Consider the following 3,563-nt stretch of genomic DNA (forward strand, 5'->3'; position numbering starts at 1 on the left):
GATACTCGCCTAGCAGAAGCCAATATTCCTTTGATGGTGGAACGCCCCATGGATGCCCATTTGTCGCCTTTCGGGCTATACAAACCTATGAGATCAAAAATCTTCCTTTTGTTGTATTCACCTTCGACGACTGTGTATTCACACTCCAGATAGACAGAATCTGTCTTAATGGATTTTGTTGCAAAAAAACCTAAAGGCGTTCCATCATCTAATCTATCGCAAAACCCTTCCTTCAGAGTGAGGCGAACTTTGACAATGGTTTTGTCTGGTATCGGAGCGGAACCATCAACATAGTCTTCTTGTGACAAATCAATCATGGGCATAGTAGTTTCTTTCTTTGTATTTTATTGATAGGTAAAGTTGGTTGCTGTAGGTCTTGGACTGTTAACGATCTTGTGCATGATGTGTCCCAGATTAGGTTTCTCATAAAGATCCAACGCTCCTGAGCGGTCTTTTGCGGGCATGTCATGGATATTGTCTGCATGGCAAAGGAACTTCCGAACTGTTCTTGATGGGTCTTCAGGATCTATAACAGCTGTCATGATCAAAACCTCATCAACGATACCCGACAGTTCAAGACCTGTTTTGTTTCCCTCTATCTGGAACGAGTAGACAGGCAAATTGTGATCGTCTAACTTCTTGTCTAAGATACCAACAAGCCAGATATTCTTTTCTCTTGCTCTTTGTAGGTGTCTGATCCAGCCAAGCATCTCTTTGCCGTGCAATCCGTATATTGCTCTCGTGTCCACAGATCCGTTGCGGGATATGGCTTCTGGTTGTTGCGAGCAATAACGAAAGCTTAAATTGCTTGCTTGACTGATGCTATCTATAAAAAGGGTTGTGTACTTTTCATATGCTTTTGGATCACCCCATCTCGTACGTACAGCCTCATAATGCTTTTTAGAATATGTGACTTCCTTGTCTCCGAGGGCTGGATCATATCCTGCTATGTACACAGCCAAATCTCGCAATGTTTGCCATGTGCTTGGTCTCAGGGAAGCCCCTTTCCACTCCTTAACAGGCAAGTCACCTGCTTCCAGATCAATGAAAAGTGTGCTTTCTTCTGGAAGTGTCCAGAGAAGAGATGTTTTCCCTATTCCGCTCTTTCCAAAAATACATCCTTTGATTCCTTTGGTTTCATTGAGTCTTTGATCCACTGATATGATCGGCAACATTTTTCGTCTCCTTTAGAATATGTCTGCAGTCAGTCTATTGGTGGTGGCTTTTGTTTCTGCATTCTCCTCAGTGTTCAACGGACGCAACAGTTCTTCACGCTCGTATTTTCTTTCAATCTCTTCCATGTAGTGCTGACTCACTTTTCCCATCGTCTTTCTCCTTTTTAGTTTTTAGTAACCTTGTGCAACCTGAAAATCGTATCGGACACCAGCTTCGTAGGTGTCTTCATAAGGGAGGGCTTCTTCCGCTTCACTGGCTTCCCTTTTAATCTCTGCTTGTTCAGTCAAAATCTTCTTCAATTGAAGAAGTGCCCTTTTCACAGCGGGTAAGTCGCCTATCAAATTCTCCACTGAATCAAGACGATCAACAGGGTGCTCATCCGAAGCGAACACGCCTGCGAAGTTCTCATTGAGGATGTTTTGATAGTCTTTGCACTCTTCAATGACAGGATTTAAAGCCTTGTCATTTTCTTCTAAGTCTCTTTGAGCTTCTCCCAAAAAATGTTCATGAGAGAATCCATCGCCGTGGAATCCTTGGTATCTCATCATTTTCATTCCTATGTTTCTGTGTACAAAATTATATTTATTTGTGTTTGTTGGATGTATTATCTATCATTATTTCTTTTATGTCAACATATAAAAAAGAAATAATGATAGATATTTTTATAGACACCCTAAAACACCCATGATATAAAGCATGAAAGCAACAACTTAAGCGTGAAATGGAGATTTGAAATGGAAGAAGAAAAGGACACCAAGACAACTGAAGAGTGGGAATTGGACACTTCTAAAGCGAACAAAGATTGTGATGATGAGGTGTGTGAGGGCTGTCAATGATCACTGCATCGTTAAATGAAAAGTACCCCTACAGACTAGATCCAGGTGGGTTTTTAGCAGAGCACTTCCCTGTTCAGGAGCACATCCAAGACGAATTAGACGCTAGGCAGTGGTCATATGTGACGTTCGCAGAGAAAGCAGGAAGACCTTTGGAATGGGCACAAACGATGATGAAGGGCAACGAATCCTTATCAGAAGAAGACGCTCATTTAATAGAAAAAGCATTAGATATAGAGGCATATTTATGGCTGGCTTTGGATAAAGAATATAGGGCATGGAGAAGCTTTATCAGAAAAAAAACAGTTAATTTGGAGGACAGAAGATGACATTTTTTTGTTGTTGTATAGAAGAGTACCCGAATGGCTATTTAACAGAGCACATCTATGTCCACGATCTTATCCAAAACGAGCTAGACGATATGAAGTGGTCGTATAAAAAGTTTGCAGAGAAGGCAGGTAGACCTCTGTTTTGGGTTAAAACGATTATGAAGGGCGAAAAATCCTTATCTCAAGAAGACGTTAATTCAATAGAAAAAGCACTCCAGATAAGGGGATATTTATCAGCCAACATCGTTAATTTGGAGGACAGAAGATGATGAATATTGACATTGACCGCTACCCAACCCTAGTTTTTAGCCAAGTGATTCTTATTTTTCAATCTTTTGGTGTGTTAGGTGGGGTAGGGCGTGAATTTAAAAGTGATACAACCAGCATGGGAAATGCTGAAACAAGCTTTAGGGGATGAGAAAGCAACCCATATGGCATTAGTCTTAGAAAACAATAAAAAGACGGTACTCTTAAAAGATATAGCGAGATTTTTCATCCCCTCTTGTGTGGTTAAGAGTTTTTTGATAATTCCTATAGCGTTTGCGTATTATTTGTGGTCTAACTGTCATCTACCGACAACTATTATCGTCGGCTTTGTTACTGTATGGCTTGTTCTATCGTTTCGTTTGGCGATTCTTTCAGCCGACGCAGAACGGAGAAATCTAGAGAAGCAGAAACAAGATCAGCTCAATAAAAGTGTAAAGAGTATCACTGTATATCACCAGACACTCGATAAGTCGTTATATTATAGTAAGAGCGACGGTTTCCGGACAAGTAACTTGAGTGAATATGCGCTTAAAGAGATAATAAACTCCATTGAGAAGCTTTTACAACTTCACGAAATAGAACCTTTGTCATCAGATATAGAGGCTAAGGATCTGAGCGAATACTGTGATCACATAGCTACCATAGCAAGTTCGATTATAGGGATTAGTTTGGAAGAAGCTAAACTGGTTCGTATTCTCTGGAATGCAGAACATTGATATTCCCGTCCTGAAGGACAGGGCTTTACGGCGTATGCTGGTAAAGCTTTGAGGTGTTGTACTTCTAACGGATAAATAGCTTCAAAAGTACTCCTAATACAATCGGTACCATGAGACCTACAAACCATTTAGTTTGAGTGTTAATTGCGTCTTTAAGCTCTGTTTTAACGTTAGCAATATCTTGCTTAAGTTCTAGCTTAGTATTGGAAATATCTAGTTTAAGTTCTGTTCTAACATCAGAA

7 protein-coding genes are annotated in these 3,563 nt (G+C 40.3%); 3 read left to right on the plus strand and 4 right to left on the minus strand.

The features are described 5' to 3' along the window. The 4 genes from H0G72_RS05660 to H0G72_RS05675 all read right to left on the minus strand — a co-directional run. The coding region (locus H0G72_RS05660; protein WP_220456133.1) for a hypothetical protein at window positions 1-317 on the minus strand (317 nt) is incomplete at its 3' end. A gap of 27 nt (window positions 318-344) precedes the next feature. After that, window positions 345-1,175: an ATP-binding protein gene (locus H0G72_RS05665; protein WP_182017801.1), complete on the minus strand. Its 831-nt coding sequence runs from the start codon at window positions 1,173-1,175 to the stop codon at window positions 345-347. Between the two features lie 12 nt (window positions 1,176-1,187). Continuing rightward, complete coding sequence (locus tag H0G72_RS05670) at window positions 1,188-1,325, minus strand: hypothetical protein (protein WP_182017802.1); 138 nt, start codon at window positions 1,323-1,325, stop codon at window positions 1,188-1,190. A gap of 21 nt (window positions 1,326-1,346) precedes the next feature. Next, complete coding sequence (locus H0G72_RS05675) at window positions 1,347-1,724, minus strand: hypothetical protein (RefSeq protein ID WP_182017803.1); 378 nt, start codon at window positions 1,722-1,724, stop codon at window positions 1,347-1,349. 284 nt (window positions 1,725-2,008) lie between these two features. Here H0G72_RS05675 and H0G72_RS05680 point away from each other — a divergent pair, with 284 nt between their 5' ends. From H0G72_RS05680 to H0G72_RS05690, 3 genes are all read left to right on the plus strand, one after another. Continuing rightward, window positions 2,009-2,338, plus strand: a complete 330-nt coding sequence (locus H0G72_RS05680) for a hypothetical protein (RefSeq protein ID WP_182017804.1) — start codon at window positions 2,009-2,011, stop codon at window positions 2,336-2,338. Beyond that, window positions 2,335-2,607 (plus strand): helix-turn-helix domain-containing protein, encoded by a 273-nt coding sequence (locus tag H0G72_RS05685; RefSeq protein ID WP_182017805.1) that lies wholly within the window; start codon window positions 2,335-2,337, stop codon window positions 2,605-2,607. Before H0G72_RS05680 ends, H0G72_RS05685 begins: the two co-directional genes overlap by 4 nt. 90 nt (window positions 2,608-2,697) lie before the next feature. Beyond that, a complete protein-coding gene (locus H0G72_RS05690) occupies window positions 2,698-3,321 on the plus strand; it encodes a hypothetical protein (RefSeq protein WP_182017806.1) in 624 nt (207 codons plus the stop codon). Window positions 3,322-3,563: the final 242 nt, after the last annotated feature.

Origin of the sequence: Candidatus Liberibacter sp. (genome assembly GCF_014048425.1) — a bacterium.
GTDB lineage: Bacteria > Pseudomonadota > Alphaproteobacteria > Rhizobiales > Rhizobiaceae > Liberibacter.